Source organism: Mycobacterium sp. MFM001 (genome assembly GCF_003402475.1).
In the GTDB taxonomy this organism is placed as follows: domain Bacteria; phylum Actinomycetota; class Actinomycetes; order Mycobacteriales; family Mycobacteriaceae; genus Mycobacterium.
This window is the reverse complement of the sequence record NZ_BFAB01000001.1, coordinates 554,635-579,989: the sequence shown is the minus strand read 5'-3', so window position 1 is coordinate 579,989 and position 25,355 is coordinate 554,635. Positions and strand designations below refer to the sequence as shown.

Annotated in this window: 30 protein-coding genes and 2 pseudogenes; 19 read left to right on the top strand and 13 right to left on the bottom strand. The window is 68.6% G+C overall.

Annotated elements, in window-relative coordinates; translation table 11 throughout:
• Position 1 precedes the first annotated feature (1 nt).
• The 4 genes and pseudogenes from MFM001_RS02835 to MFM001_RS02820 all read right to left on the bottom strand — a co-directional run bounded on the left by MFM001_RS02835 (position 2) and on the right by MFM001_RS02820 (position 2,806).
• Positions 2 to 817 carry an HAD family hydrolase gene (locus tag MFM001_RS02835; RefSeq protein ID WP_116373297.1) on the bottom strand — a complete coding sequence of 272 codons (816 nt, stop codon included), beginning with the start codon at positions 815 to 817 and terminating at the stop codon, positions 2 to 4.
• A gap of 10 nt (positions 818 to 827) precedes the next feature.
• On the bottom strand, positions 828 to 1,580 hold the full coding sequence (locus MFM001_RS02830; RefSeq protein ID WP_116373295.1) for a 1-acyl-sn-glycerol-3-phosphate acyltransferase: 753 nt from the start codon (positions 1,578 to 1,580) through the stop codon (positions 828 to 830).
• A pseudogene (locus MFM001_RS02825) lies at positions 1,579 to 2,019 on the bottom strand (lysophospholipid acyltransferase family protein); the annotation flags it as partial. The pseudogene MFM001_RS02825 and the gene MFM001_RS02830, both read right to left, overlap by 2 nt.
• A gap of 4 nt (positions 2,020 to 2,023) precedes the next feature.
• Complete coding sequence (locus MFM001_RS02820) at positions 2,024 to 2,806, bottom strand: 1-acyl-sn-glycerol-3-phosphate acyltransferase (protein ID WP_116373293.1); 783 nt, start codon at positions 2,804 to 2,806, stop codon at positions 2,024 to 2,026.
• 157 nt (positions 2,807 to 2,963) lie between these two features.
• On the opposite strand from MFM001_RS02820, the gene MFM001_RS02815 reads away from it, so the two are divergent.
• Positions 2,964 to 4,514, top strand: a complete 1,551-nt coding sequence (locus MFM001_RS02815) for an MBL fold metallo-hydrolase (protein WP_116373291.1) — start codon at positions 2,964 to 2,966, stop codon at positions 4,512 to 4,514.
• Entirely contained in the window at positions 4,511 to 4,849 is a 339-nt protein-coding gene (locus tag MFM001_RS02810; protein WP_192886825.1) for a hypothetical protein, read from the top strand. The genes MFM001_RS02815 and MFM001_RS02810 overlap by 4 nt, the downstream gene beginning before the upstream one ends.
• Before the next feature lie 66 nt (positions 4,850 to 4,915).
• Here the strand turns inward: MFM001_RS02810 and MFM001_RS02805 are convergent, their stop codons facing one another.
• On the bottom strand, positions 4,916 to 6,472 hold the full coding sequence (locus tag MFM001_RS02805) for an NAD(P)/FAD-dependent oxidoreductase (protein ID WP_116373287.1): 1,557 nt from the start codon (positions 6,470 to 6,472) through the stop codon (positions 4,916 to 4,918).
• A 74-nt stretch (positions 6,473 to 6,546) separates the two neighbouring features.
• Positions 6,547 to 7,143 (bottom strand): TetR/AcrR family transcriptional regulator, encoded by a 597-nt coding sequence (locus tag MFM001_RS02800; RefSeq protein WP_116373285.1) that lies wholly within the window; start codon positions 7,141 to 7,143, stop codon positions 6,547 to 6,549.
• 68 nt (positions 7,144 to 7,211) lie between these two features.
• Here MFM001_RS02800 and MFM001_RS02795 point away from each other — a divergent pair, with 68 nt between their 5' ends.
• Positions 7,212 to 7,694, top strand: coding sequence for a DUF2834 domain-containing protein (locus MFM001_RS02795; RefSeq protein WP_116373283.1), 483 nt, complete (start codon positions 7,212 to 7,214; stop codon positions 7,692 to 7,694).
• Here MFM001_RS02795 and MFM001_RS02790 read toward each other — a convergent pair.
• Positions 7,691 to 8,260: a class I SAM-dependent methyltransferase gene (locus tag MFM001_RS02790; RefSeq protein WP_116373281.1), complete on the bottom strand. Its 570-nt coding sequence runs from the start codon at positions 8,258 to 8,260 to the stop codon at positions 7,691 to 7,693. The two genes, MFM001_RS02795 and MFM001_RS02790, sit on opposite strands and share 4 nt — an antisense overlap.
• 55 nt (positions 8,261 to 8,315) lie before the next feature.
• On the opposite strand from MFM001_RS02790, the gene MFM001_RS02785 reads away from it, so the two are divergent.
• Positions 8,316 to 9,053, top strand: coding sequence for a helix-turn-helix transcriptional regulator (locus MFM001_RS02785; RefSeq protein ID WP_116373279.1), 738 nt, complete (start codon positions 8,316 to 8,318; stop codon positions 9,051 to 9,053).
• Here the strand turns inward: MFM001_RS02785 and serS are convergent.
• Positions 9,050 to 10,309, bottom strand: a complete 1,260-nt coding sequence (serS, locus tag MFM001_RS02780) for a serine--tRNA ligase (RefSeq protein WP_116373277.1) — start codon at positions 10,307 to 10,309, stop codon at positions 9,050 to 9,052. The genes MFM001_RS02785 and serS overlap by 4 nt on opposite strands.
• Before the next feature lie 98 nt (positions 10,310 to 10,407).
• Here serS and MFM001_RS02775 point away from each other — a divergent pair, with 98 nt between their 5' ends.
• From MFM001_RS02775 to MFM001_RS02765, 3 genes and pseudogenes are all read left to right on the top strand, one after another.
• On the top strand, positions 10,408 to 11,784 hold the full coding sequence (locus MFM001_RS02775) for a septum formation family protein (protein WP_116373275.1): 1,377 nt from the start codon (positions 10,408 to 10,410) through the stop codon (positions 11,782 to 11,784).
• A gap of 4 nt (positions 11,785 to 11,788) precedes the next feature.
• Positions 11,789 to 12,204: pseudogene (locus MFM001_RS02770) on the top strand (metallopeptidase family protein); the annotation flags it as partial.
• A complete protein-coding gene (locus MFM001_RS02765; RefSeq protein WP_116373271.1) occupies positions 12,204 to 12,395 on the top strand; it encodes a hypothetical protein in 192 nt (63 codons plus the stop codon). The pseudogene MFM001_RS02770 and the gene MFM001_RS02765, both read left to right, overlap by 1 nt.
• 3 nt (positions 12,396 to 12,398) lie before the next feature.
• Here the strand turns inward: MFM001_RS02765 and MFM001_RS02760 are convergent, their stop codons facing one another.
• A complete protein-coding gene (locus MFM001_RS02760; protein WP_116373269.1) occupies positions 12,399 to 13,088 on the bottom strand; it encodes a histidine phosphatase family protein in 690 nt (229 codons plus the stop codon).
• Positions 13,085 to 14,008, bottom strand: coding sequence for a prephenate dehydratase (gene pheA / locus MFM001_RS02755; RefSeq protein ID WP_116373267.1), 924 nt, complete (start codon positions 14,006 to 14,008; stop codon positions 13,085 to 13,087). Before pheA ends, MFM001_RS02760 begins: the two co-directional genes overlap by 4 nt.
• Before the next feature lie 87 nt (positions 14,009 to 14,095).
• Here pheA and MFM001_RS02750 point away from each other — a divergent pair, with 87 nt between their 5' ends.
• Genes MFM001_RS02750 through MFM001_RS02740 form a run of 3 tightly spaced genes read left to right on the top strand, consistent with a single transcriptional unit; the run spans position 14,096 to position 16,767 of the window.
• Positions 14,096 to 14,875 carry a DUF2470 domain-containing protein gene (locus MFM001_RS02750; RefSeq protein WP_116373265.1) on the top strand — a complete coding sequence of 260 codons (780 nt, stop codon included), beginning with the start codon at positions 14,096 to 14,098 and terminating at the stop codon, positions 14,873 to 14,875.
• Positions 14,876 to 14,905: 30 nt separating this feature from the next.
• Positions 14,906 to 15,667, top strand: coding sequence for a CPBP family intramembrane glutamic endopeptidase (locus MFM001_RS02745; protein ID WP_116373263.1), 762 nt, complete (start codon positions 14,906 to 14,908; stop codon positions 15,665 to 15,667).
• Positions 15,667 to 16,767 (top strand): LCP family protein, encoded by a 1,101-nt coding sequence (locus MFM001_RS02740; RefSeq protein ID WP_116373608.1) that lies wholly within the window; start codon positions 15,667 to 15,669, stop codon positions 16,765 to 16,767. Before MFM001_RS02745 ends, MFM001_RS02740 begins: the two co-directional genes overlap by 1 nt.
• A gap of 6 nt (positions 16,768 to 16,773) precedes the next feature.
• Here MFM001_RS02740 and MFM001_RS02735 read toward each other — a convergent pair whose 3' ends face one another.
• From MFM001_RS02735 to MFM001_RS02725, 3 genes are all read right to left on the bottom strand, one after another.
• Positions 16,774 to 17,598, bottom strand: coding sequence for a glycerophosphodiester phosphodiesterase (locus tag MFM001_RS02735; RefSeq protein ID WP_116373261.1), 825 nt, complete (start codon positions 17,596 to 17,598; stop codon positions 16,774 to 16,776).
• A 4-nt stretch (positions 17,599 to 17,602) separates the two neighbouring features.
• Positions 17,603 to 18,628: a DUF4328 domain-containing protein gene (locus MFM001_RS02730; protein ID WP_116373259.1), complete on the bottom strand. Its 1,026-nt coding sequence runs from the start codon at positions 18,626 to 18,628 to the stop codon at positions 17,603 to 17,605.
• 117 nt (positions 18,629 to 18,745) lie between these two features.
• Positions 18,746 to 19,090, bottom strand: coding sequence for a rhodanese-like domain-containing protein (locus tag MFM001_RS02725; RefSeq protein WP_116373257.1), 345 nt, complete (start codon positions 19,088 to 19,090; stop codon positions 18,746 to 18,748).
• 382 nt (positions 19,091 to 19,472) lie between these two features.
• On the opposite strand from MFM001_RS02725, the gene MFM001_RS24575 reads away from it, so the two are divergent.
• The 9 genes from MFM001_RS24575 to MFM001_RS02685 all read left to right on the top strand — a co-directional run bounded on the left by MFM001_RS24575 (position 19,473) and on the right by MFM001_RS02685 (position 25,355).
• On the top strand, positions 19,473 to 19,628 hold the full coding sequence (locus MFM001_RS24575; protein ID WP_192886824.1) for a hypothetical protein: 156 nt from the start codon (positions 19,473 to 19,475) through the stop codon (positions 19,626 to 19,628).
• 157 nt (positions 19,629 to 19,785) lie between these two features.
• Positions 19,786 to 20,409, top strand: coding sequence for a superoxide dismutase (locus tag MFM001_RS02720; RefSeq protein ID WP_116373255.1), 624 nt, complete (start codon positions 19,786 to 19,788; stop codon positions 20,407 to 20,409).
• A 162-nt stretch (positions 20,410 to 20,571) separates the two neighbouring features.
• Complete coding sequence (locus MFM001_RS02715) at positions 20,572 to 21,108, top strand: peptidase (protein ID WP_116373253.1); 537 nt, start codon at positions 20,572 to 20,574, stop codon at positions 21,106 to 21,108.
• A gap of 278 nt (positions 21,109 to 21,386) precedes the next feature.
• Positions 21,387 to 22,085, top strand: coding sequence for a TMEM165/GDT1 family protein (locus MFM001_RS02710; RefSeq protein ID WP_116373251.1), 699 nt, complete (start codon positions 21,387 to 21,389; stop codon positions 22,083 to 22,085).
• Positions 22,086 to 22,411: 326 nt separating this feature from the next.
• Positions 22,412 to 22,810 (top strand): helix-turn-helix transcriptional regulator, encoded by a 399-nt coding sequence (locus tag MFM001_RS02705; RefSeq protein ID WP_116373249.1) that lies wholly within the window; start codon positions 22,412 to 22,414, stop codon positions 22,808 to 22,810.
• Positions 22,811 to 22,911: 101 nt separating this feature from the next.
• A complete protein-coding gene (locus MFM001_RS02700) occupies positions 22,912 to 23,568 on the top strand; it encodes a DUF6474 family protein (RefSeq protein WP_116373247.1) in 657 nt (218 codons plus the stop codon).
• Between the two features lie 2 nt (positions 23,569 to 23,570).
• Entirely contained in the window at positions 23,571 to 24,242 is a 672-nt protein-coding gene (locus tag MFM001_RS02695) for a YcnI family protein (protein WP_371685068.1), read from the top strand.
• The gene (locus MFM001_RS02690; protein ID WP_116373243.1) at positions 24,239 to 24,754 is read left to right on the top strand and encodes a copper resistance CopC family protein; all 516 of its coding nucleotides are present in this window, start codon (positions 24,239 to 24,241) and stop codon (positions 24,752 to 24,754) included. Before MFM001_RS02695 ends, MFM001_RS02690 begins: the two co-directional genes overlap by 4 nt.
• A gap of 73 nt (positions 24,755 to 24,827) precedes the next feature.
• The gene (locus tag MFM001_RS02685; protein WP_116373606.1) at positions 24,828 to 25,355 is read left to right on the top strand and encodes a nucleoid-structuring protein H-NS; all 528 of its coding nucleotides are present in this window, start codon (positions 24,828 to 24,830) and stop codon (positions 25,353 to 25,355) included.

Below are 25,355 nucleotides of genomic sequence, written 5' to 3'. Positions count from 1 at the left end.
GCTAAAGCCACCAGCGTTCGAGCACCCGCGCCACCCCGTCGTCGGTGTTGGGCGCGGTGACTTCGTTGGCCGCGGCCACCGCCTCGGGATGCGCGTTGCCCATCGCGACACCGTGACCGGCCCGCAACAGCATCGGCACGTCGTTGGGCATGTCGCCGAACGCGACCACGTCGTCGTCGGTGATGCCCAGCGGCCGGGCGATCTCGTCGATGCCGGTGGCCTTGCTGAAGCCCAGCGGCACGATCTCGATCAAGCCGTTGTTGGTCGAATACGTGATGTCGCCCTCGATGCCGATGTACTTGGACAGCTCGGCGGCCATGTCGGCGCTGCTGGCCCCGGCCTTGCGGATCAGCAGCTTGACCGCCGGCGCACTGAGCAGGTCTTCGATGGACACCTCGGTGTTGTCCGGGTTGAGCCAGGCGTGCTCGTAGCCTGGTGAGCTGATGAACTGCGGCGTCGCGGTGTCGTGCGCGCTGCGGCCGATGCGCTCGACGGCCAGGCCGGCGCCCGGAATGGCGCGTGTCGCGATCTCGGCCAGCTGGGCGAGGGTGTCGACGGCCAGCGTGTGCGCCGACACCACGCGGTCGGTCGCCGCGTCGTAGATGACGGCGCCGTTGGCGCACACCGCCATCGGCGCGAACCCGAGTTCGTCGACCACCGGCTGCACCCAGCGCGGCGGGCGCCCAGTGGCCAGGATGAATGTTGCGCCTGCCTCCACGGCAGCGTTGACGGCGTGGCGGGTGCGCGGGCTGATCCGCTCACGGTCGTCGATCAGCGTGCCGTCCACGTCGCATGCGATGAGCGCGGGAAGCGTCATGGAGGCGGCGTCACAGCCGGCTCACGCCCTGTTTGCGGGCCCGCTCCATCAGTTCGGCGATCCGCAGCGCCTTGGACTCGTCGGGCGTCGGCGCGCTGCCGCCCAGCCGGCGCGGCACCCAGTAGGCGCCTTCGGGATGCGGGTACTCCTCCTGCACCCGGTACAGCATCGACTTCATCGTTTCGCGCAACCGGGCGTTGAGTTCGTCGGCGCTGCCCCGTGGTTGCAGCGGCGCGCCAGCCGCGACAGTGATCGGGACCTTGTTGCGAAACAGCTGCGGCCGGTGGTCTTTGGGCCAGATCCGCTGTGCGCCCCAGACGATCATCGGAATGACCGGCACCTGCGCCTCCAGTGCCAGCCGGGCCGTCCCGGTTTTGAACGGCCGCAGCTCGAAGCTGCGGCTGATCGTGGCCTCCGGGTGCAGCCCGACGAGTTCGCCGCGCTTCAGTTCGCGTACGGCCACCGCGTAGGCGTCGGATCCGTGGCTGCGGTCCACCGGAATGAGCTTGGCGTGCTTGATCACGTAGTTGACCGCCCGCACGTCCTGCATCTCGGCCTTGATCATGAACCGCAGCCGCCGTCGCCGCTGGTATGCGGCCAGCGACGCCGGCAGCCAGTCGACGTAGCTGGTGTGGTTGAGCGCCACCAACGCGCCGCCGCGTTCGGGAATGTTCTGCAGGCCCTGGTAGGTGATCTTGGTGCCGTTCGCCGCGACCAGTGGCGGGACGACCATCTCCATCATGCGGAAGAACGGTTCTGCCAATCAGCGGCACGATCGGCACCTGCGCCTCCAGCGCCATCCGGGCGGCGCCGGTCTTGAATTCCTTGAGCTCGAAGCTGCGGCTGATCGTCGCCTCGGGATAGACCCCGATCACCTCGCCCTCGCGTAGCCGCTGGACCGCGACCGCGTAGGCGTCCCGCCCGGCTGCGCGGTTCACCGGAATGGTCTTGGTGTGCCGGATCAGGAAGTCGACCACCTTCACCTGCTGCATCTCGGCCTTGATCATGTAGCGGATCCGGCGGCCCCGGTGATGCACGGCCAGACCGGCGGGCAGAAAGTCGACGTAGCTGGTGTGGTTGATCGCGATGACGGCTCCGCCGCTGCGCGGGATGTTCTCCAGTCCCGCAAAGGAGATCGGGCTGCCGACGGCCTTGATGACCGCTTTTGCGGTGATCTCGAGCGCGCGGAATACCGGTTCCATACAGCTACTCCGGCGCCGCCTCCGAACCCGGCCGGAGGCGCGCCGCCTTCGCGGCAGCGCGCCGGGTGGCTTCTTCGGCGTCCAGCCGGGCGGCCTCGGCCAGCGACGGGGCGCCTCCGCCCAGCCGGTGCGGAACCCAGAACTCGCCGGCCGGATGCGGTCCGTACGCGTCTTGCACCCGCTCCAGCAAATGCTGCATCCGGGAGTGCAGCAACGCCGTCAGATCCGGTGCCGCCAGCGTCGGCTGGATCGGCTCGCCGACCGCCACCGCGATGGGCACCTTGGGGCGGGCAAGCTTCTTCGGGTGGTCCTTGGTCCAGATCCGCTGGGCGCCCCACACGATGTGCGGGATGATCGGCACGCCGGCCGCGATGGCCATTCGGGCGGCGCCGGACTTGAGCTCCTTGATCTCGAAGCTCCGGCTGATCGTCGCCTCCGGGTACACCCCGACCAGTTCACCGGCCTTCAGCGCGGCCACCGCCGCCTCGAACGAGGCAGCGCCGCTTTCCCGGTCCACCGGAATGTGCCGGCAGCCACGCATGATCGGGCCGGAAACCTTGTGGTCGAACACCTCTTGCTTGGCCATGAACCGCACCTTGCGGCCCAGACCCTGCTTGTAGGCGGGCAACCCGGCGAAGGTGAAGTCGAAGTAGCTGGTGTGGTTGATCGCGATGACGGCTCCGCCGGTCTCCGGCAGGTGCTCCACCCCGCTGACAGTGAACCGCAAACCCTGCAATCGCCACGTCAGGCGAGCAAGCTGAATGACAGTCCCGTACACCGGCTCCACGCCGTCAACCCTAATATTTTCGGTTGCCGGCGCACCCACTGCTGCAAAAAGATGTTCGACCGTGACCGTTCCCGCGGCTGACCTACCGGCGCCTGCTGCGTAGAGACCGGCGGCTGTGGAGCAGCGAAGACGCGTCGTCCCGTTAGGCTATTGCCCGATGCAGGTCACCAGCGTCGGCCACGCCGGCTTCCGGATCGAGACCCGGGCGGGCAGCATTCTGTGCGACCCGTGGGTCAACCCTGCCTACTTCGCGTCGTGGTTCCCGTTTCCCGACAACAGCGGCCTGGACTGGGACGCGTTCGGTGATTGCGACTATCTCTACGTCTCGCATCTGCACAAGGACCACTTCGACGCCAAGCTGCTCGCCCAGCACGTCAACAAGGACGCCGTGGTACTGCTGCCGGAGTATCCGGTGCCGGACTTGCGAGATGAGTTGGCAAAGCTGGGTTTTCACCGGTTCTTCGAGACGACGGATTCGGTAAAGCACCGGCTTACGGGTCCCAAGGGCGAGCTGGACATCATGATCATCGCCTTACGGGCACCCGCCGACGGACCGATCGGCGACTCGGCGCTGGTGGTCTCCGACGGAGAGACGACGGCGTTCAACATGAACGACGCCCGGCCGGTGGATCTCGACGTGCTGCATTCGGCGTTCGGCCACGTCGACGTGCACATGCTGCAGTACTCCGGCGCGATCTGGTACCCGATGGTCTACGACATGCCGGCCCGGGCCAAGGAGGCCTTCGGCACCCAGAAGCGGCAGCGCCAGATGGACCGCGCGCGTCAGTACATCGCCCAGGTCGACGCCACCTGGGTGATCCCGTCCGCCGGCCCGCCGTGCTTTTTGGATCCCGAGTTGCGCCACCTCAACGACGACCACGGCGATCCGGCCAACATCTTCCCCGACCAGATGGTGTTCCTCGACCAGATGCGCGTCCACGGCCACGACCGCGGTCTGTTGATGATGCCCGGCTCGACCGCGGAATTCTCTGGCACACAATTGAATTCGCTGCACCACCCGCTGCCCAGCGAGGAAGTCGAGGCGATCTTCACCACCGGCAAAGCCGACTACATCGCCGACTACGCCGCCCGGATGACCCCCGTGCTGGCAGCGGAGAAGGGCCGCTGGGCACCGGCCGCCGGGGAATCGCTGCTGGAACCGCTGCGCGCGGCGTTCGAGCCGATCATGCTGGCCAGCGACGAAATCTGCGACGGTATCGGCTATCCCGTCGAACTGCGGATCGGACCGCAAACCGTGGTGCTCGACTTTCCCAAACGCACTGTGCGCGAAGGAGTTCCCGACGAGAAGTTCCGCTACGGCTTCGAGATCCCGCCGGAGTTGGTGCGCACCGTGCTGCGCGACAACGAACCCGACTGGGTCAACACCATCTTCTTGTCCACCCGGTTCAAGGCGTGGCGGGTCGGCGGCTACAACGAGTACCTGTACACATTCTTCAAATGCCTGACCGACGAGCGCATCGCCTATGCCGACGGCTGGTTCGCCGAAACCCACGACGACACCGCGTCGATCACTCTGGACGGCTGGGAGATGCAGCGGCGCTGCCCGCATTTGAAGGCCGATTTGTCGAAGTTCGGTGTGGTGGAGGGCAACACACTGACCTGCAACCTGCACGGTTGGCAATGGAACCTGGAGAACGGTCGCTGCCTGACCGCGCGCGGCCACGAGCTCCGGTGTTCGCGGCTGTGAGCACCCGGCAGCACTACGACGACGGCCTGGTCCAGCTGGATCGGGAGGCAATCACCTTGCGCCGCTATCATTTTCCGTCGGGCACGTCGAAGGTCATCGCGCTGAGCACGGTCCGCGGCTACAAGGCTGAGCCGCTGGGACTGTTCACGCATCGGTTCCGGATCTGGGGTACCTCGGATTTCCGTCGCTGGCTGCCGCTGGACGTGGGCCGGCCGCTCAAGTCGACGTTGATCACGCTCGACGTGCCGGGGACCCGGCCCAGTCCCGCGTTCACTCCGGCGCACCCGGACGAGTTCACCGCGCTGCTCGACGAGCTGCTGGAGCTAGCCGACTGATCGCCGAGTGTGGACTTGTGTCACGTAGTTTGGTGAAAAGCGTGCATTAATCCCACATTCGGTGAACTAAGCGTCCGCCAGCGCCTGGTGGGCGGCGTTATAGCCCGGGATGAACGTGATGCCCGGGCCGCCGTGACATCCCGCGCTACCTAGATATAGCCCCTCGATCGGGATCGGCTGCCCGAGAAACCCTTTCGGGCCGGGCCGGTTGGGGCCGATCTGGTCGGGGTTCAGCAGCCCGTGGCAGTAGTCGCCGCCGGGCGCGCCGAACATTGTGCCCATGTGCTTGGGCGTAAAGGTGGTGTGCCGGATGATGCTGCGTTCGAAATTCGGTGCCAGCCTGGTGATCTTGTCGATCACCCGCCGGCCCATCTCGACCTTGGCCCGGCCGTAGTCCACCCCGCCTTCGATCGGGAACCACAACGCGAACGCCGACGCGGCGTGCTTACCGTCGGGCGCCAGGTCCGGGTCGTTCTGCGACGGGATCTGCAACACCACCGTCGGGTCGGCCGGGACGATGCCGCGCCGGCAATCCTCCCACTGCTGCTGGACTTCCTCCGGCGTGCAGAACAAGCCGATCGACGCCTGCATGGCCGGGTCATCGAGCATTTGGTACGGCGCCGCGAAGGCCGGGGCGTCGTCCAGCGCGAAATGCATCTGCAGGTAACTGCCGCGGTGGTCGATGCGGCCGTAGCGTTCCCGGATATCGGCGGGCAGCGCGGCGGGGTCGACCAACTCGTTCAGCGTGAGGTCGGGCGCGATGGCGGAGATGACTACCGGGGCGGTCACCGTGTCGCCGGCCTCGGTGCGCACGCCGCTGACCCTGCCGTCGGCAACAAGGATTTCGGCCACCTTGGTGCGCAGCCGGACTTCGCCGCCTGCGCTTTCCAGTTGCTTGCACAGATGCGACGTGAGCGCGCCGATGCAGCCGCGCAGTTTTTTCATCTGCATCGTGTCGCCGTCAGGCACGCCGAGGCCGAAGGCGAGCGCGGCCGCGCTGCCCGGTGTGGCCGGTCCCCGGTACAGGGTGTTGACGGCCAGCACCGTCATCGAGCCGCGCAGCGCGCCGTGTTTCTCACGGTCGGGCAGATAGCGGTCCAGCACGTCGGTAACCGAACCGAACAGCATGTCATTGATCGCTGATCGCTCGAATTCGTTTGTCGCACAGGCATACATCTCGTCGAGCGTCTTGGGCGGCGCGCCGGCGTCGAAGCGGCCCAGCGCACGGGTGGGCGCCTGGCTCCAGGCCATCAGCCCCGCCATGCCGTTCACAGCGTCGGCGCCGTGCACCTCGTTCAGGTGGGTGAACAGCTTGATCGGGTCGCTGTACTGGACCAGCGGATCGTCGCCGACCCCGCGCACCGCCACTGACATCACGTCGAGATCGACGGTTGGCAGGTTGCCCAGTCCCAACTCGTCGGCGACCGCCGGCGCCGTCGGGAACTGAACCGACCCGGCGATCTCGAAGTGGTAGCCGTCGAACAACTCGACCGTCGACGCCATGCCGCCGGCGTAGAGCTTGGATTCCAGGCACACCGTGCGTAGTCCGGCGCGTTGCAGGATCACCGCCGCGGCCAAGCCGTTGTGTCCGGCACCAATCACGATTGCGTCGTAGTCGGTCATCCGTTCCGCCCTTTCCCGCTCTGCTGCGCAGGCTGGCACGGATCCAAAGTTTTGTCAATTATGACGAAACGCGGCTAGGCGAGGCCGGCTCGCAGCGACTCCAGCGCCGCATGACACATCCGGGCCAGCTCGCCCAGCGACCGATCGTCGCCGAGCATCCAGAACTCCATGGCGCCGAACACCGCGGCGGCGATGCAGCGCGCGGTCACCATGGCGTGCAACCGGGTATCCGGCGTTCTGTCCGCGGTACAGCTACGCCGGTGCAGCTGTGCCTGGATGGCATCCGCGAAGTCGGCCTGGACCTCTCGCATGTGCCGGACGATGCGGCCGGGGTCGAGCTCGCCGCCCCGCAGCGCGGCGACTTTGGTCACGGCCTCAACGTCATAGGGAAACGAGAAGATAGCCGTTTGGACGGACTCGATGATCGGTTCGTCGGCCGGCCGGGCGTCCAGCGCGGCGCGAAACCATTTCAATCCGGTGTAGTCGGCAAACAACAAGTCGTGCTTGGACGTGAAGTGCCGATAGAACGTCCGCAGCGACACCCCCGCGTCCGCCGCGATCTGCTCGGCCGACGTGTCCTCCACGCCCTGGGCTAGGAACCGCACCTGCGCCGCCTGAATGAGGGCTTCGCGGGTGCGCTCGCTGCGCGCCGTCCGGGCGGGTCTGGCCATGCCAGTACGGTACCTCGTCGTGTTTTGTCAATCTTGACAAAACTGCGGGCGATGCCGAGACTGCCCCCATGGTCTCGCTTCTGGTCCACGCAATCCTGGGACTGACGGTGATCGGATGGATCGTCGCGTCTAACCCGCAAGTTTTCGCGCGGCCGCCCCACGGGCCTCGCTTTTCGGTGCTCGAATGCGCGTACTACGTCGTCGGCGTCGCATCGATCGCGCTCGGCTGGTATTTCAACATCCGGTTCGTGCGCGAGTACGCCACCGGGTCGGGCAATCCCCTTTGGGGGCCGGGCAGTTGGTCGGACTACATCCGGTTGATGTTCACCAATCCCGCCGCGAGCTCGGCGAGCCAGGACTACACAATCATCAATGTCGTTCTGCTGCCACTGTTTACGATCGTCGACGGCTACCGGCGCGGGCTGCGGCGGCCGTGGCTGTACTTCGTGTCCAGCTTGTTCACCAGCTGTGCGTTCGCGTTCGCGCTCTACTTCGCCACCACCGAGCGGCAGCGCCGCCAGACGCAGTCGCGGGAGACAGTGCAGGCCTAGCCCGGTTTGGTGGCCCGCCACTTTTGCCGGGCGCCGCTGACGTCGGTATGGACGTCGGTGAATCCGGCGGCGCGCAGCCGCCTCGGCAGGTCCTGCGGCGCGATCGGGTTGTAGGTGTCGGCCACGTGGAGCAGGCGGAACGTCCATGACGGCACGCCGTCGCTGCCGGCGAACACCCCACCGGGCTGCAGCACCCGGAACGCCTCGGCTAAGAGCTGGTCCTGCAACGCGATGCTGGGCACGTGGTGCAGCATCGTGAAGCACACCACCGAGGTGAAATAATCTGCGGGCAGCCCGGTTTTGGTGCCGCTGGCGTGGACGATGTGCGCCCGCTCGCCGTAGCGGCGCTGCAGGCGATCGGCCATCGCGCCGTCGACCTCGACCGCGGTCAGCGAGGCCCCGCGGTCCAGCAGGGTCCGCAGCGTCGCGCCGTATCCGGGGCCGATTTCCAAAGTGCGCGCGCCCAATTCGACGCCCTGCAGCGCCCACGGCAACAGCTGATCGGCCACCGACTTTTCCCAACCCACCGAGCTGCACCAGTACCGGTGCAGGAGATTCATCGCCATACCGGAAACGCTAGGCGCACGCGCACATTGCGGGCTTCCGATATCCTGCCGTGTTATGTCGGAAATCAGCCACCAGGGGCTGGTGACCTCGTCGCAGACGCTGCCGCCGGGAGCGCGGATCGAACGGCACCGCCATCCGCAACATCAGATCGTCTACCCGTCCTCGGGCGCGGTCTCGGTGACCACCCCTGCGGGAACCTGGATCACCCCGGCCAATCGGGCCATCTGGATACCGGCGGGTTGCTGGCATGAGCACAAGTTCCACGGCCACACGCACTTTCACGGCGTCGCGCTGGATCCCCGCCGCTATCGCCGCGGACCTGACACACCGACCGTGCTGGCGGTCAGCCCGCTGATGCGCGAGTTGATCATCGCGTGTTCGCAGGCCGACAGCACCGACACCGACGAGCACCACCGGATGCTGGCCGTGCTGCACGACCAACTGCAAACCACCAGCATCCGCGAGCCCCTGTGGATTCCCACTCCGGTCGACCACCGGCTGCGGCAAGCGTGCGCGCTGATCACCGCCAGCCTGCGCGAGCCGTTGACACTGCGGCAGATCGGCGACCGGGTCGGCGTGGGCCAGCGCACGCTGAGCCGCCTGTTCCGCGACGAGCTGGCCATGACGTTTCCGCAGTGGCGCACCCAGGTGCGCCTGCACCACGCACTGATGTTGCTCGCCGAGCACGAGAACGTCACTTCTGTTGCGCTGCAATGCGGTTGGGCCACACCGAGCGCCTTCATCGACACCTACCGGCGGGCCTTCGGGCATACCCCCGGCAAAGCGATCTAGCCGAGAGGCTCGAGCAGTTCGGTGCCCACGAACGGCACCAGCGCCTCGGGGACCCGCACAGTGCCGTCGGGCCGCTGGTGGTTTTCCAGGATGGCGACCAGCCAGCGAGTGGTGGCCAGGGTGCCGTTGAGGGTGGCGGCGATCTGCGGCTTGCCGTTCTCGTCCCGGTAGCGCGTCGCGAGCCGGCGAGCCTGGAAGGTGGTGCAGTTCGACGTCGAGGTCAGCTCGCGGTAGGCGCCTTGCGTGGGGATCCATGCCTCGCAGTCGAATTTGCGGGCCGCCGACGAGCCGAGATCCCCTGCGGCGACGTCGATCACGCGATACGGCACCTCGATACGGGCCAGCATCTCGCGCTGCCAGCCCAGCAGCCGTTGATGCTCGGCCTCAGCGTCGGCGGGCATGCAGTAGACGAAGCCCTCGACCTTGTCGAACTGGTGCACGCGGATGATGCCGCGGGTGTCTTTGCCGTGGCTGCCGGCTTCCCGGCGAAAGCACGACGACCAGCCCGCGTAGCGCAGCGGTCCGCCGGACAAGTCGAGGATCTCGTCGGAGTGATACCCCGCCAGCGGAACCTCGGAGGTGCCGACAAGGTAGAGGTCGTCGGCGTCAAGGTGATACACCTCCTCGGCGTGCGCACCGAGAAATCCGGTGCCCGACATGACGTCCGGACGCACCAGCACCGGCGGGATCATCGGGACGAAACCATTGTCGACGGCCAGCCGCACCGCGAGCTGCAGCAGGCCCAGCTGCAGCAGCGCGCCGCGGCCGGTCAGGAAGTAGAACCGCGACCCGGACACCTTGGCGCCGCGTTCCATGTCGATCAGGCCCAGCGATTCGCCGAGTTCCAAGTGGTCCCTTGGGTTTTCGATCGCAGTCGGCTCGCCGACGACGTCGAGGACGGCGTAGTCGTCTTCCCCGCCGGCGGGGACCCCGTCGATGATCACGTTGGAGATCGCCATGTGCGCCGCGGTGAACGCCGCCTCGGCATCGGCCTGCTCTGCCTCGGCGGCTTTGACCCGCTCCGCCAGCTCCTTGGCCTCCGCCAGCAGCGCCGGACGCTCGTCGGGTGACGCGGCACCCACCTTCTTGCTGGCCGCCTTCTGCTCCGCGCGCAGCGAATCCGCGGCGGAGATCGCCGCCCGCCGCGCGGCGTCGGCGGCCAGCAGCGTGTCGACCAGTGCGGGGTCCTCGCCGCGGCTCCGCTGGGAGCGGCGAACGGCGTCGGGGTCTTCGCGCAGCAGCTTGAGGTCGATCACGGCCTACGACCCTACTTTTGCTCGCGGCGCCGGACATCTCCGGTAGCCGGTAAGCAACATCTGCATCAAGTGTCACGGGGTGTGTCGGGCCTGTCAGAATGGAGCCAATGTTGGACGCACCCGAGCAGCACGATTCACCCGCCGAACAGCCGGTATCCCGGCTGGCGCGGGTCGGGTGGCTGCGCACCTTGCATGCCACGGCGACGCGGCGCGCGTTGTTGCTGACCGCGCTGGGCGGTCTGCTGATCGCCGGAATCGTCGTTGCGCTTCCGATCTCCGGCGACGGCGGCCGACTGGCCGGCTACATCGACCCGGTGCCCAGCACCGGCGCGAAAGGCAACGACGCGTTCAACCACGCCGGCCGCGGCGACTGCCTGATGTGGCCGGAGCGCACGCCGGAGGCGGCCACCATCGTCGACTGCAAGGACGAGCACCGCTTCGAAGTCGCCGAGTCGATCGACATGCGGACGTTCCCCGGCTCGGAATACGGGCCCGACGCCGCGCCGCCGTCGGCCGCGCGCATCGAGCAGATCAGCCAAGAGCAGTGCGAATCGGCCGTGCATCGCTACCTCGGCACCAAATTCGATCCGAGCAGCAAGTTCACCATCAGCATGCTGTGGTCCGGCGACAAGGCCTGGCGGCAGCACGGTGAGCGCCGCATGCTGTGCGGCCTGCAGCTCCCGGGTGCCGGCAACCAGCAACAGGCGTTCAAAGGCAAGGTCGCCGACCTCGACCAGTCGCGGGTGTGGCCCGACGGCACCTGCCTGGGCATCGACCCGTCGACCAACCAGCCCACCGACGTCCCGGTCGACTGCGTCGTGCCGCATGCGATGGAGGTCACCGGCACGGTCAACCTGATGGCCAAGTTCCCCGAGGGGCTACCGCCCGACCCTGAGCAGGACGCGTTCATCAAGGAGTCCTGCACCCGGCTGACCGACGCCTACCTGGCGCCCGTCCAGTTGCGCAGCACCACGCTGACGCTGATCTACAACACGCTGTCGCTGCCGAGTTGGTCGGCCGGCAGCCGCGAGGTCGCTTGCAGCATCGGGGCAACCCTGGGCAACGGCGGTTGGGCCACACTGCTGAACAGCGCCAAGGGGCCGCTGCTGATCAACGGCCAGCCGCCGGTGCCGCCGCCGGACATTCCGGAGGAGCGGCTCAACCTGCCGCCGATCCCGATGCCCGCAACCAGCGGCGGCAGCGCCGCGTCGTCGGCGGGATCGTCGGCTGGGTCCTCGGGAGGCTCGAGCAGCACCCCTCAACAACGGCAAGGCAACGAACATCTGCCGCAGCAGCCGGGCCCGCCGGCCCCGCAACAGCAGCAGCCCGCAGCGCCCGCACCCCAGCAACCCGCCGCGCCGCCACCGCCGCCCGAAGCACCAGCTCCGCCTCCGGCGGCTCCGCCTGCCCCCGAGGCACCGCCAGCACCGCCGCCCGAAGCACCGGCGCCACCGCCCCCGCCGCCGGCAGGCTAGCCGGGTGGCGGTGCGGATGGATCCGCAGCGGTTCGACGAGCTGGTCTCCGACGCGCTGGACCTCATTCCGCCCGAGCTGGCCGCAGTGATGGACAACGTCGTCGTGCTGGTCTCCGACCGCCATCCCGAGGACGCCGAGCTGCTCGGGCTGTACGAAGGTGTCGCGCTCACCGAGCGGGACTCCAACTACGCCGGGTCGCTGCCGGACACCATCACGATCTACCGCGACGCATTGCTGGACATCTGCGACTCCGACGACGAGGTAGTCGACGAGGTGAAGATCACCGTGATCCACGAAATCGCCCATCATTTCGGCATCGACGACGACCGGCTGCACGAATTGGGCTGGGCCTGATTTAACCGGCGCCGGCCGGGCGCGGCACCGCCGATCTGTCGGCGCCGAGTGCTAAGAACGGGCCATGGACACAAGCTGCCGCGACTGCCGGGCAGGCTTGGATCACTGCCACGGCACCGTCATCCGCCATTCGCTGCGCCGGTCGGAGTGCACTGAGGACGGCTGCACCAGCCCGGAGTTACTGCCGCATGTCTTCGTCGTGGACTGCGACGCGGTCGGCTGCGGATGCACCGAGGCCACGGCGCTGGCGGTCTGAGGCTCAGCCCATCGGGTCGGTGCCGGATTCCACGGCGTCAGCGACCGGGGTGGCTCCCGGCTCCGGGTAGAACGGCGGCGTCAGCGTGCCCCACTGCACGCAGCTCCAGCGTCCGTCGGTGACCGGCGTCAGCACCACCGACTCGGCGTTGCCCAGGTGGTGGTCCACCACGAAGCTGCCATCGACCCCGGCCAGCACCGCCGCGGTCAGCCGGATGGCAGCGCCGTGGCTGACGACGACGATGTCACTGGTCCATTCGTCGTCGTCCAGGTAGCGCATCCGCAGATCGGTCAGCACCGGCACATAGCGGTCCAGCACCTGCTCGGCGCTCTCGCCACCCGGCAGCGGCACGTCGAGCTCGCCTTTATGCCAGCGCTCGTAGATGGCGTTGAATTCGGCGACGGCGTCGTCGTCGCTGCGGTCTTCCAGCTCGCCGACCTGCACCTCGTGAATGCCGGCGACCTCGCGGGCCGCCAGCTTGGCCTCCGCACCGATCTCGGCGGCGGTCTGAGCGGCCCGGACGGCCACCGAATGCACCAGCAGGCCGGGCTGATGCAACCCGTTGCGGGCAAACGCCCTGGCCTGGTCGCGGCCTAATGGCGTCAGCTCGGTGCCGGGCGGGCGGGTGTCCAACCGGCGGTCGACATTGCCGTAGGACTGACCGTGCCGCACCAGCACCAGGCGGCCGCTCATCGCTCCGGCTCCCGCAGCCGCGCCAGCCAGCGCGACGCCTCGTCGATCTGCGGCGGCGGCACACCGGCGGCCACTCCCGTCGGCCAGGAACCCAGATAGCGCACATCCGCACAACGACGGTAGAGCGCCTTGAGTGCCTCGGCGACCGCGTCGTCGTCGATGTGGCCCACCCAGTCCAGGAAGAACACGTAGGTGCCCAACTCGGTTCGGGTGGGCCGCGATTCGATGCGGGTGAGGTCGATGTCGCGGATCCCGACTTCCGACAGCGCGGTCACCAGCGCGCCCGGCGCGTTGTCGATCCGCAAGATCACCGACGTGCGGTCGGCGCCGGTCCGGGCCGGCGGGGGCCCCGGCGGGCCGGCCAACACGAAGCGGGTGCGGGCGTTGGCTTCGTCGACGACGCCGTCGGCCAGCGTCGCCAACCCGCGGTAGGCCGCGGCCAGCGGCGAGCTCACCGCGGCGTCCACCACGCCGTCGGCGACCTGCTGCGCGGCGTCGGCGTTGGAGTTCGCCGGGTGCAGCTCGACGCCCGGCAGATTCGCCGCGACCCACTGCCGCACCTGCGCGGCCGCGACCGGGAAGGCGGCCAGCGTGCGCACCTCGTCGACGCTGCGTCCGGGCTTGACCACGATGGAAAACGCCACGTCCAAGGTGATCTCGGCGAACACCTGCAGCGGCGAACCCATCGCCAGGCTGTCCAGCGTCGGCATCACCGACCCGTCGATCGAGTTCTCGATCGGCACGCAGGCGTAGTCGGCCTCGCCCTTGCGCACGGCATCCAGAGCCGCGGGCGTGCTCTCGGTCGGGATCGGTGCCACGCCGTCCGAGCCGCGCCGCGGAATCATGCCGGCGTCGGTCATCCGCAACAACGCCGCCTCGGTGAACGTCCCCTCCGGACCGAGATACGCGATGCGAGCCACGACCAAAACCCTATCCGGTGCAGAGCCTTGCGCCGTCCGCCGCGATCTAGTTAAGTTAGGCTTACCTCACTCGAAGGATGGTGATCGATGACCCTCGCCCCCTGCACCGCGCCGACAACCGCTGAGCGGATCCGCAGCACTTGCCTCCGGGCCAACGGCGCGCTGCTGGCGATCGAGGGCGCCGAGCCGGTCACCACGCCGCTGCACCACCTGCTCAGCGACGGGTCGTTCGCCGTCGCTGCGCCGCTCGACGCACCAGCGCCGCCCGGCGCGCAGGCCGTGCTGGAACTGGCCGACTACGCGCCGCTGCCGCTGCGTGAGCCGGTGCGCTCGCTGGTGTGGATCCGCGGGCGACTCCAGCCGGTGCCGATGCCCGCGGTGCCCGCCATGCTCGACCTGATCGCCACCGAGGATGCGAATCCTGCGCTGCTGCAAGTGCACACGGCGGCGTCGAGCCCGCCCGTCGACGACGACGCCCGCTACGCGCTGCTGCGCCTGGAGATCGACTCGGTGGTGGTGACCGACGCCACCGGCGCCGAGTCCGTCGGCGTCGCGGCCCTGCTGGACGCCCGGCCGGACCCGTTCTGCGCGCTCGAGTCGTGCTGGATTCGCCACCTCGACAGCGCTCATCGCGACGTCGTCGCGCGACTGGCCTCGCGGCTCCCGGCCCGGCTGCGGCGCGGAGATGTCCGGCCGCTGGGCATCGACCGGTACGGCGTGCGGCTGCGCATCGAAGCCGCCGACGGCGACCGCGACGTGCGGCTGCCGTTCCGTAAGCCGGTGGACGACGTGGTGGGGCTCAGCCAGGCCATCCGGGTGCTGATGGGTTGCCCGTTCGTGAACGGCCTGCGCGCGCGCCGGGGCTAGACGCCGCCGGGGTGCGGTTACCGTGTCGAGGTGACCGCGCCCGAGGATCAGTTGGTGCAGCGACGCGCGCTGCGCATCGAGGTCGTCGTCGTCCTGGGCGTCACCTTCGGCGTCAGCGCGGTCACCGCAGTCCTGCAACTCACCGACGCGGTGCTGCGCAATCTGAGCGCCCAGCGGATTCCGCTCAACCCGCGGCGGTCCTACTTCGACCTGGTCGACCTCGGGTTGAATGCGGCGTTCGTCGTGCAGCTGATCGCGTGGGGCGGGCTGGGGCTGTACCTGTTGTGGCGCAGCGGTTTACGCCCCGCGGCAATCGGGCTGGGGCGCTTTTCCTGGCCTGCTGATCTGGGCGGCGGCGTCGGGCTGGCCGCGCTGATCGGGCTGCCCGGGCTGGGGCTCTACGTCGCGGCGCGGATGCTGGGCCTCAACGCGTCGGTGATCCCGTCGAGTCTGAGCGACACCTGGTGGCGGATCCCGATGCTGGTGGCCGCCGCGTTCGCCAACGGCTGGGCCGAGGAGGTCATTGTCGTCGGCTACCTGATCACCCGGCTGCGGCAGCTGGACGTATCGGCCGGGGCGGCGGTGGTGTACTCGAGCCTGCTGCGCGGCGCCTGCCACCTCTACCAGGGCTTCGGCGCGGGGCTGGGCAACCTGGCGATGGGACTGGTGTTCGGCTATGTCTGGCAGCGCAGCGGCCGGCTGTGGCCGCTGGTGATCGCCCACGGCCTCATCGACAGTGTGGCGTTCGTCGGCTACGCGCTGTTGCGCAGTCACCTCGGGTGGTTGCACTGATGGCGGCCGACCGCCGACGCGAGCCGCCACCGGTTCTGCGGCGCGATCCCGGCTATCGCCGGCCGGCGCCCCCGCCACCGCCGTCTCCGCCCGTCCGTCGGCCGCCCGCACAACCGGCTACGCCACGCCCGCGCCGCAAACGCGCGTGGGGCCAAGTGATTTCGGCCAGTCTGCTGATCGCGGTGCTGCTGGTCAGCGCCGGCGTCCTCGGCGGTGCGCTGTGGATGGACACCGCCCTGCACCGCCAGCCGGTGCTGACCGACTATCCGGGCCGACCGGCCTCCGGCCATGGCACCACCTGGCTGCTGGTCGGATCGGACAGCCGCCAAGGCCTCACCGTCGAGCAGCAGCAGGCGCTGGCCACCGGCGGCGACATCGGCAACGGTCGCACCGACACGATCCTGCTGGTCCACGTGCCGGCGATCGGCTCCGCGACGCCGACGACGATGGTGTCGATTCCGCGCGACTCCTACGTGCCGATCCCGGGCTACGGCCGCGACAAGATCAACGCCGCGTTCGCGATGGGCGGCGCGCCGTTGCTGGCTCAGACGGTCGAGCAAGCCACCGGGCTGCGCCTCGACCACTACGTCGAAGTCGGCTTCAGCGGCTTCGCCGGCCTAGTCGACGCGCTCGGCGGAGTCACCGCCTGCCCGGCCACGCCGATCGACGATCCGCTGGCCGGAATCAGCCTGCCGGCCGGTTGCCAACGCCTCGACGGGCCGACCGCGCTCGGTTTCGTCCGCACCCGGGCGACCCCGCGCGCCGACCTGGACCGAATGGTCAACCAGCGCCGGGTCATGTCGGCGTTGCTGCACCGTGCCGTCAGTCCGGGGGTGTGGCTCAACCCGTGGCGCTGGTATTCGGTGCCGCATGCCGCCACCGAGGCCCTGACCGTTGATGCGGGCGACCATGTCTGGGATCTCGCGCGGTTGGGCTGGTCGCTGCGCGGCTCGACGACGACGCTGACGGTGCCGATCGGCGAGTTCACCGGCTCCGACTCCGGCTCGGTCGTGGTGTGGGATCACGACGCGGCGGCCCACCTGTTCGATGCGCTGGCCGCGGATGCACCCGTACCGCCGGCGGATCTCGACGGACCCTAAGCAGGTCTAGTCGAGACCTGCGCCGGTCAGCCCGTCCTGCAGCCAGGCCTTGACGCGGCCGGGATGGCGGGTGGCCAGCCATGCCACGCCCACTTCCCGGCAGAACCTGACGTCGTCGTAGTGGTCGACGTTCCAGCAGTACAGCGCCCGGCCCTGGGCCGCGGCGCGGTCGACGAGCTCGGGATGCTCACGCAGCGTCGCAATCGACGGCCCGACCGCGGTGGCCCCGACGGCGGAGGCCGCGCTGCTGCCCAAATACAGCGCGGCCTTGCCCAGCAGCACCGTGGGAAGCAGCGGCGCGGCGCGCCGGATGCGCCACACAGCCGCCGCCGAAAACGACATCACCACCGCGCGGGAGCGGTCTGCGGAGGCGGGCGTGGCGATCCGGAACCGCTGCAGCAGCGCCAACACCTTGCTTTCGACCAGCGCGCCGTAGCGGACCGGGTGCTTGGTTTCGATGAAGATCTTCACCGGCCGGTTCCAATCCAGCACCAGCGCGACCAGCGCGTCGAGCGTCAGCAGCCCGCTGTCGCCATGACCGCCGTCGGGGCGCCAGCTGTCGTGCCAGGCCCCGTACTCCAGCTCACGCAACTCCGCCAGCGTCATCGTGCTGACCAGACCGGCTCCGGTGGACGTGCGGTCCAGCCGGCGGTCGTGCACGCAGACCAGGTGGCCGTCCCGCGTGAGCCGTACATCGCATTCGACGCCGTCGGCGCCTTCCTTGAGCGCGAGATCGTATGCGGCCAGGGTATGTTCCGGCCGAGCAGCCGAGGCGCCGCGATGGGCTACCACGTGTGGGTGCCGGGCGAGCACCTCGTCGGCCCGCGTCATATCCCTATGCTGCCGGTTCCTCGCCCTCCGACTCAACAGCCGGAGCGGATCCCGGCGCGTCGCCGCGATCGTCGGCGACCACCACCCAGCGGTGGGCCGGCCGTTCGACCGGTTTGCGCTCGAAGCCCTCGAACACCCGCCCGGTGGCGGCCACCGCGGCCGCGGCCACCAGGTACGCAAATATCGTCGTCACGGTGTTGTCGGCGATGCCCTGGGCATCTTGCGCCCGGCTGGTGGCGATAGCGAAGAGCGCCACCGCCGTGCTGACGATCCACACGATCCACCACACCAGGATGGGTTTGCGCAGCCGCGGCAAAACGTCTTCCGTGGCCGCCAACTCGATGACGTACACCGGGGCCCACAGCAGGTTCACCAGCGGTATGAAGCAGCCGGCCCACAGTGCACGCGGCGAACGCGGCTCGGGCAGGCCGTAATGCGCGAACGCGGCGGCGCGACGCGCGATCAGCCATCGGATCAGCACCACCGCACAGGTGATCACCATCGCGATGGCGGCGGCGCTGGCCAAGACGCCCAGCCACAGTGCGGCGCCCGCCACCCACGGGTTGAGCAGGGTGCCGCGGTTGATGATCAGCAGCAGGTAGCGCACGACATGCACCAGTGCCGCAATGCCCAACACCACGACGCTGGCGAACAGCGTGGTGCGCACCCGTGCCGCTGGCGGGCCGGATGGCACGGCCGCGGCCGGCGTCGCCGCCCCCGGTTCGACGCGATCGGCCAGTCCCCACCGCGGTATGACCGCGTAGCGGGGGGTGGGCCCCAGGGGCCGACGACGACGGCGCGGTGGCGGCGGCGCGCCGGGCCGAACGGCGATCCACCGGTAACCCGGGGGCAGCCGCGGCGGCATCCGCCGGCCGGTCGTGGGCGCGGCGCTGCGAGCGCTCCAACGCGGGTCGACCGCCTGCCCCTCGGTGGACGGCGGCAGCAGCGTCCCGCGGCAGCGCGGGCACCACACCCGCTGGCGGTCGCGCACATTCCAGCGTGTGCCGCACTGTGAGCACGCTTGGATCATGAGCGCCGCTCTCCCCCACAAGCGGGAGGTGCCCCCACCTCATCGCTCAGTGTCAAATCGTCGCCGGCGCGGATCACCGCACCAGCTTAAAACGTCTCGGAAGCGGGAGCTCAGTCCTCAGACGCTGCCCGGGCCGCCGTCGTCGGTGATCACCAGGCGCCCGGCGCCCGCCCATGCCAGCATCCCGCCGCTGACGTTGATTGCCCGGTAACCGTTTTGCTGCAAATACTGCGCCACCCGCAGGGACCGGCCACCGGCATGGCAAATGACGTACAGCTCGGCGTCGCGGTCGATCTCGCCGAGGCGCGCCGGCACTTCGGCCATCGGGATGTGCCGGGCGTCGGCGGCGTGGCCGCGCTTCCACTCGTCGTCCTCGCGCACATCGAGCAACACCGCCGCCGAGCCGAACTCGGCCGGCAACGCGGCGACGTCCGTTTGCGCAACCACCGGTTCACCGAGCATGGACTCGATCTTGGCATGCGCCGGCCGGCACTGCAGAATTCGCGTCTCAGCTACCAATGGCTATCCACAGTTTCCACAGGCTTATCCACAGCGCCAGGGTGCAACCGGCGATGTTTGACGTGGAGTCAATAGGTCCGGCGGGGCGGCGGCTGTGGATAACAGGGCGATCACGGGCGCGCCAATCGACAACCCTGCCAAGCCGTGAGCGAAATCCATCGCCGCGCTAAGCATCCCGTTGGGCCACCCGGCAATCGCTGGTCAGCGCGCTGACGCCGGTTCAATTTTCTCCGGCGGTTCATAAGGCGTTATGATCGCGACCACCAAACTCATTTGTGACTCATCTCACTGGAGGCGAGTTGGACGTGCAGGTCAGGGTCATTCGATGACGACGCAACCGGTCGGACCACAGTCGCCGACGTCGTCGCATTGGTACGGCAGTTCCCCTGCCTGTAACCGTTCTTACCTGCTCGCCGGCGTGCGCGCCGGTCTGATCGCCCTGGTTTTGCTGGCGGTCCTCGCCGTCATCGTGTTGGTCTGAAGTCGCGCCCGCGGGGTATGCACTGGGGTGCACCCGTTGTTGCGGTGCGCGCAGTCATGGAGCAGGGTTGATCATGTTGGGCTTGATTGCCCGGTGGAAACCTTGTGAGTGAGCGTCAGAAGCAGATCAGCAACGATCATCGAAGGAAGGAAGCGGAGTGGCTGACTACACCTTGCCCGATTTGGACTGGGACTACGGCGCGCTGGAGCCGCACATCTCTGGTCAGATCAACGAAATTCACCACAGCAAACATCACGCCACGTACGTCAAGGGTGCCAACGATGCGCTGGCCAAACTCGCGGAAGCACGCGAGAAGGACGACCACTCCGCGATCTTCTTGAACGAGAAGAACCTGGCTTTCCACCTCGGCGGTCACGTCAACCACTCGATCTGGTGGAAGAACCTGTCGCCGAACGGCGGTGACAAGCCGACCGGTGAGCTTGCCGCGGCCATCGACGACGCGTTCGGCTCGTTCGACAAGTTCCGGGCTCAGTTCAGCGCCGCAGCCAACGGGTTGCAGGGGTCGGGCTGGGCGGTGCTCGGCTACGACAGCCTCGGCGACAAGCTGCTGACGTTCCAGCTCTACGACCAGCAGGCCAACGTCCCGCTGGGCATCATTCCGCTGCTGCAGGTCGACATGTGGGAGCACGCCTTCTACCTGCAGTACAAGAACGTCAAGGCGGACTACGTCAAGGCGTTCTGGAACGTCGTCAACTGGGCCGACGTGCAGTCGCGTTACGAGGCCGCGACCTCGAAGACCAAGGGGCTGGTTTTCGGCTGATCCGGCAGGCTTCGGCAGGGGGCGTCGCGCAGTTCGCGCGGCGCCCCTTTTGCGTCGGTCAGCCGCGGTTGGCCGTGTCCGCTTGCGGGTATTCATCGCCAAGCGCATGCTGTGCTCATCGACCCACCGGGGTGTTGCGAATGAGGTATCGCGGAGGGCCATATGGAAACTGGGTCAGGCAGGGCCGTCGAGGTCGCCCCGTTCCATTCACACGGCGTCCTGAAGGGCTTCGTGATCTTCGGCCGCTGGCCTGATTCGACGAAGGAGTGGGCGCAGCTGCTGATGGTTGCCGTCAGGGTCGCGTCGCTGCCCGGATTGCTTTCCACCACAACGGTATTCGGTGCTCGCGAGGAGTTGCCGGAGTCGCCGGCACCGCCGGGCACGGTCGGCCTAGTGTTGGCAGAAGGACCCGTCGTCGGCGAATCGGCAATCCAGCCAGGCTATTTCGCAGATCGTCAACCGCCGGCGCTGTTGATGTTGCATCCGCCGTCGGAGACCATGCCCTCGTTGCCGGAATGCACGGGGGCGGCGTCGGGTTGCGTGTTGTTGCCCGGCTTGCCGTATCTGGGACTGGAACACCGGGCGGCGTGGGTGGAAGCCGAAGCCGACGGGACCGTCACCTCGATGGTGAGCCGCGTCGGCGTCGACCCCATCAGCCATCCCGACACGGCGATTCTGGCGATGCTGCTTGCCGCATAACGCATTCCGACGTCTCGGTTGTCAGTGGGTCGAATCGCAAACCGCCACTTGGCGAATCGAGAAATACGGCTACCCGAACTCGCCCCGCGCGCTGGTGCCGATCGATGACGACCGCTAGCCTGGGCAATTAGCGAAGGGGAGTAGCCCGCAATCGTCGAGTCGACATACTGGCGAACAGCCCGGCTGGCGAACCGGCCGATCGGTCGGTGGGCGAGACCTTCGACCCGATGTTCGGCGGAGCGTGGCTCCGTCGACGACGCGTCGAAAGGTCGCCACACATGCTCGCAGCCGCACTCCTGAGCTTCGGAGTGGTTTTCCTCGCCGAGCTCGGCGACCGCTCTCAACTCATCACCATGACCTACGCACTGCGCTACCGCTGGTGGGTGGTGTTGACCGGGGTGGGCATCGCGGCCTGCGTGGCACATGGTGTTTCGGTGGCCATCGGGCATTTCCTCGGGTTGACGCTGCCCGCCCAACCGATGGCCTTCGCGGCGGCCATCGCGTTCTTCGTTTTCGCGGTGTGGACCTGGCGCGAGGGCACCAGCAGCGGCGACGACGGTGTGCGCCCAGTCCGGGAGCCCCGATTCGCGCTGCTCGCCGTGGTCTCGTCGTTTCTGCTGGCAGAACTCGGCGACAAGACCACACTGGCCACCGTCGCGCTGGCGGCCGACCACGACTGGGCCGGCGTGTGGATCGGCACCACGGTCGCGATGATCGTCGCCGACGGGCTGGCGATCGGGGCGGGGATCCTGCTACACCGGCGGCTGCCCGAAGGGCTGCTACACGTATTGGCCAGCCTGCTGTTCCTGGTCTTCGGAATGTGGTTGCTGTTCGACGGCGCACTGGGCTGGCGGTGGGCGGCCATCGGGGTGACCGCGGCGACGATACTGGTCGCGGCGATCGTCGCGACGGTGCGTTTCGTGCGCTCCCGGTCGGCTGTCGCGCCCGTCCCGGAGGCCTCCCCGGACGTCGCCTGAGCGGCGTTGCCGCCTCCGACAGCAAAGCTGCTTTTCGACGCGTCGTCGTAGCCGACGTGTTGCCCGGCGCGAGCTCTGTTCGCCCGACAATGCTGTCGCGCCCGTCCGGCCGCTGCGACAACAACGCGACGCGTCACAATTCGCTTGGTGCAACATGAGAATCCGCTGTACAACGCGCGCGCCGCGCCTTACCGACCGCGGCTCAGACCCCCGGCGTCAATTCGGCTCAGGTTTGCACTTGGTTCATCCGACAAGTGTCGCTACCATGATCAGCAAATACGTGCCTAGAATCATTCGTCCTACCAACCCTGGTGGAGGTCATATCGATGAGCACGACGTTCGCTGCGCGCCTGAACCGCCTGTTCGACACGGTGTACCCACCCGGACGAGGACCGCACACGTCCGCTGAGGTGATCGCGGCGCTCAAGGCGGAGGGCATCACGATGTCTGCTCCCTACCTGTCACAACTGCGCTCAGGCAACCGCACCAATCCGTCGGCGGCGACCATGGCGGCCCTGGCGAACTTCTTCCGCATCAAGCCGGCTTACTTCACCGACGACGAGTATTACGAAAAGCTCGACAAGGAGCTTTCCTGGCTGGCCACGATGCGCGACGAGAACGTTCGTCGAATTGCGTTGGGCGCCAGTGGATTATCCTCCGAGGCGCAACAAGACATCGTGCAGCGCGTCGAGGAGCTGCGCCGCAAAGAGCATCTCGACGCCTAGCTGTCCCGACCTGACGACGTAGCGACGCCCCGTTCCGGTTAGGGTTGGCCCAGCGATCACGGATCGCGACAGCCGACGAGAAACCGGGGAGGCGGCCGGGAATGGGCCTGTTCCGCAAGCGAAAAAGCCGCGCAATGCGTCGTGCCGAGGCCCGTGCGATCAAGGCCCGCGCCAAGCTGGAGGCCAAACTGGCCGCCAAGAACGAGGCGCGCAAGTTCAAGGCCGCACAGCGCGCCGAGACCAAGGCGCTCAAGGCGCAGCTGAAGGCGCAGCGCGACAGTGACCGGTCCGCGCTCAAGGTCGCCGAGGCCGAGCTCAAGGCGGCGCGGGAGGGCAAGCTGTTGTCCCCCAGCAGGATTCGCCGAGTGCTGACGATCTCACGGCTGCTCGCACCGATCGTCGTGCCCCTCGTGTACCGGGCCGCGATCGCCGCCCGCGGGCTGATGGACCAACGCCGCGCCGACCAACTCGGCGTTCCGCTGGCACAGATCGGTCAGTTCTCCGGACACGGCGCGCGGTTGTCGGCCCGCATCGCCGGAGCCGAACAATCGCTGCGGACGGTGCAGGAGAAAAAGCCCAAAGACGCCGAGACCAAGCAGTTCGCGGCGGCCATGTCCGATCGGCTCGCCGACCTGTCCGCGGCCATCACCGCCGCCGAGAACATGCCCGCCCAGCGGCGGCGGGCCGCGCACGCCGCGATCTCCAAACAGCTCGACGAGGTCGAGGCCGACTTGATGGCCCGGCTCGGGCTGGCCTGACCGTGCCGTCGCGCCCGCTGATCGCAGCCGCCGCAGCGGCCGTGCTCTACTGCGGCTCCACGCTCGGCATCGCGCCGGCGTCGGCGCATGTGCATGCCAGTAGCGAAAACCCGGTCCGCGGCGGTCATGCCATCGTCACGTTCTCGGTACCCAACGAGTCGCCGACGGGCGCGGCGACCACCGCGCTCGCTGTTGCACTGCCGGACGTGGGGTCGGCCAGCACCGAGACCATGCCGGGCTGGACGGCCAGCCTCGACCGGGACACCGCATCGGGCACCGTGCACTCGGTCACATGGACGGCCGCACAGGGCGGCGGTATCCCGGCGGATCAATTTGCGCTGTTCCGGATATCGGTACAGCTGCCCGACGCGGACACCGTCAGCTTCCCCGCCACCCAGACCTACGCGGACGGGTCGGTGGTCAAGTGGGACCAGCCGCCAATGCCCGGCGGCGGCGAGCCGGAGCACCCGGCGCCCCGGCTGACCCTGACGGCGGGACCGGCCGCGTCACCGCAACACCACCACCCCGCGCATCCCGGCCCGCTGACCGAGGCAGTGCCGCAGACCGGTCAGCACAAGGCGACGCCCGACAACACGGCCCGGCTCCTGGGCGGCGCGGCGCTGCTGGTCGCTGCCCTCGGCGTCGCGCTGACGCTGATCCGGCGAAGGACATGAGCGGCGCGGCGCGCGCCGCTGCGCTGAGCGTGTTGCTGGCGGCGCTGGCCGCCGTCGTCACGCTGACCGCCGGACCTGCCGCCGCTCACGCCACCCGGGTGGCGGCCGACCCGGCCGAGAACGCCGTCCTGAGCGCCGGCCCGGCGCGGGTCAGCGCCACGTTCAACGAGCGGCTGCAGACCACGTTCGCGGCCATGACGGTCGTCGGGCCGGACGGCAACCTGTGGTCGTCCGGGGACGCGCAGGTGCAGGGCGCCGTCGTCAGCGTCGCGCTGCGGCCGCTGGGCCCGGCCGGCGACTACACGGTGAACTACCGGGTGACCTCGGCAGACGGCCACGTCGTGACGGGTTCCTGGTCGTTTCGGCTCAGCGTTGCGGGCACCGGAAGGCCCGGCCCGGCTGCACGGCCCGAGGACGACACGGACCGCGGCATCCCAGCGTGGCCATTCGCGCTGGGTGCGGTGGTGCTGGTGGCCGGCGCCGCGCTGTGGGCGGTGCGGCACCGGTCCTAGCCCCTGGCATGATGGGGTTCGACCGTTGGTGTCGACCGGTGTACGCGACGAGGAACTGCAAAGGAGCGGCCGCATGGCAGACCCGCAGGATCAACCGGACAACGCACCAGAAGACGCGCCGGGCGCGGGCCCTACCCCGCCGTCGCCGCCCGCACCTCCCGCCGACAAGGCACCACCGCCGCCGCCCGAGCCGGCCCCCGCGGACAAAGCAGCGGACAAGCCACCCGAGAAGGCGGCCAAGAAGACGCCCGCCAAAAAGGCGCCTGCGAAGAAGGCCCAGCAGCCGCCGGCCAAGAAATCACCGGCCAAAAAGGCGCCCGCCAAGAAAGCGCCTGCGAAGAAGGCCCCCGCCAAGAAAGCCGAGCCGGCCGCCGTCAAGCCGGTCGAGCAGCCGCGGATCGAGACCAACGGCCAACTCGCCGCTGGCGCCAAAGAGGCTGCCGCACAGGCGAAGTCAGCCGTAGCCTCGGCCAACAACCCGGTGGCCGCAGCGCCGGCACTCTCGGCCGCCGGTCGCTCGCCGCTGCCGTTCGCGGTGGCCATTGCGGTCGGTCTGCTGGCGTTGCTGCTGGTGCGCCAGCTACGTCGGCGCGGCAGCTGA

Excerpts from the sequence above, each read along its gene's own strand:
- MFM001_RS02700 (WP_116373247.1), top strand. The coding sequence starts at position 22,912 with ATGGGCCTGTTCCGCAAGCGAAAAAGCCGCGCAATGCGTCGTGCCGAG.
- MFM001_RS02710 (WP_116373251.1), top strand. The coding sequence starts at position 21,387 with ATGCTCGCAGCCGCACTCCTGAGCTTCGGAGTGGTTTTCCTCGCCGAG.
- MFM001_RS02685 (WP_116373606.1), top strand. The coding sequence starts at position 24,828 with ATGGCAGACCCGCAGGATCAACCGGACAACGCACCAGAAGACGCGCCG.
- MFM001_RS02835 (WP_116373297.1), bottom strand. The coding sequence starts at position 817 with ATGACGCTTCCCGCGCTCATCGCATGCGACGTGGACGGCACGCTGATC.
- MFM001_RS02795 (WP_116373283.1), top strand. The coding sequence starts at position 7,212 with ATGGTCTCGCTTCTGGTCCACGCAATCCTGGGACTGACGGTGATCGGA.
- MFM001_RS02750 (WP_116373265.1), top strand. The coding sequence starts at position 14,096 with ATGACCCTCGCCCCCTGCACCGCGCCGACAACCGCTGAGCGGATCCGC.
- MFM001_RS02785 (WP_116373279.1), top strand. The coding sequence starts at position 8,316 with ATGTCGGAAATCAGCCACCAGGGGCTGGTGACCTCGTCGCAGACGCTG.
- MFM001_RS02815 (WP_116373291.1), top strand. The coding sequence starts at position 2,964 with ATGCAGGTCACCAGCGTCGGCCACGCCGGCTTCCGGATCGAGACCCGG.
- MFM001_RS02740 (WP_116373608.1), top strand. The coding sequence starts at position 15,667 with ATGGCGGCCGACCGCCGACGCGAGCCGCCACCGGTTCTGCGGCGCGAT.
- MFM001_RS02760 (WP_116373269.1), bottom strand. The coding sequence starts at position 13,088 with ATGAGCGGCCGCCTGGTGCTGGTGCGGCACGGTCAGTCCTACGGCAAT.
- MFM001_RS02715 (WP_116373253.1), top strand. The coding sequence starts at position 20,572 with ATGGAAACTGGGTCAGGCAGGGCCGTCGAGGTCGCCCCGTTCCATTCA.
- MFM001_RS02800 (WP_116373285.1), bottom strand. The coding sequence starts at position 7,143 with ATGGCCAGACCCGCCCGGACGGCGCGCAGCGAGCGCACCCGCGAAGCC.
- MFM001_RS02725 (WP_116373257.1), bottom strand. The coding sequence starts at position 19,090 with ATGCTCGGTGAACCGGTGGTTGCGCAAACGGACGTCGCCGCGTTGCCG.
- MFM001_RS02765 (WP_116373271.1), top strand. The coding sequence starts at position 12,204 with ATGGACACAAGCTGCCGCGACTGCCGGGCAGGCTTGGATCACTGCCAC.
- MFM001_RS02805 (WP_116373287.1), bottom strand. The coding sequence starts at position 6,472 with ATGACCGACTACGACGCAATCGTGATTGGTGCCGGACACAACGGCTTG.
- MFM001_RS02790 (WP_116373281.1), bottom strand. The coding sequence starts at position 8,260 with ATGGCGATGAATCTCCTGCACCGGTACTGGTGCAGCTCGGTGGGTTGG.
- MFM001_RS24575 (WP_192886824.1), top strand. The coding sequence starts at position 19,473 with ATGACGACGCAACCGGTCGGACCACAGTCGCCGACGTCGTCGCATTGG.
- MFM001_RS02775 (WP_116373275.1), top strand. The coding sequence starts at position 10,408 with ATGGAGCCAATGTTGGACGCACCCGAGCAGCACGATTCACCCGCCGAA.
- MFM001_RS02705 (WP_116373249.1), top strand. The coding sequence starts at position 22,412 with ATGAGCACGACGTTCGCTGCGCGCCTGAACCGCCTGTTCGACACGGTG.
- MFM001_RS02730 (WP_116373259.1), bottom strand. The coding sequence starts at position 18,628 with ATGATCCAAGCGTGCTCACAGTGCGGCACACGCTGGAATGTGCGCGAC.
- MFM001_RS02690 (WP_116373243.1), top strand. The coding sequence starts at position 24,239 with ATGAGCGGCGCGGCGCGCGCCGCTGCGCTGAGCGTGTTGCTGGCGGCG.
- MFM001_RS02735 (WP_116373261.1), bottom strand. The coding sequence starts at position 17,598 with ATGACGCGGGCCGACGAGGTGCTCGCCCGGCACCCACACGTGGTAGCC.